At 33.4% G+C, this 745-nt stretch carries 1 protein-coding gene; it reads right to left on the minus strand.

The window, feature by feature from the left end:
- Positions 1–321: 321 nt before the first annotated feature.
- Positions 322–745: ISAon1 family transposase N-terminal region protein (locus ACZIX2_RS14225; RefSeq protein ID WP_463340757.1), on the minus strand; the 424-nt coding region annotated here is incomplete at its 5' end.

Raw genomic sequence — 745 nt, forward strand, 5'->3', positions numbered from 1 at the left:
ACTAGATTGCGATGTTTAAGAGGAATTTTTTCAATAACGCCAATAACTGTTTCTGCTTTAGTTCCTGCAATCATAGCCACTATAGTTCCTTTTCTACTTTTGCCGGATTTGTTGGTTAAAATAGTATAGAGTTCGCCATTTGAAAGTGAGGTTTCATCTATTGATAAACGCTTTCCAATATTTTGTGGAAAAAGCAGCCATTTTTTAGCATGTGATATTTGATCCCAAACTTTGAAATCACTTAGAAAATCTTTGTATTGACATTGTAGGTTTCTACCAGAAACTCCATAGAAAGAGGCAATGGTATTACAATCATTTGGACTAGAATCTATTGATCTCTTTTAAAAAAGACGCAAACTCCTGGGTTACACGAGTTCCGTCTGCTACTAAATTCCAATCTCTAAAAACGACTTTTCCGGTATCTTCATTAAGCCATCTTCTGCGAGTGATGTGAAGATATACTTGGTGTCCACGGATAGGAAAATCCTGAACCGTTATCTCTTCGAAGAATCCTTTTGAGCTCAATTTTGATTCTCTGTATTCTTTAGGTATCGAATTAATCTCTTTTAAATACAGATGAAGCGTTTCATCTTTCTTTTTAAAAGAAGTGAGTTCAAAGTAGTCTACTATTATCTCAGGTAATAAAAGCTTAAGGATATCGATATAAGAATCTTGCATTAGGTAATATATTGGAATTACAAATATCTCCTTTTTAATATTTTCCCACAACAATATGTTATGATCC

The organism is Flavobacterium riviphilum (genome assembly GCF_055231795.1).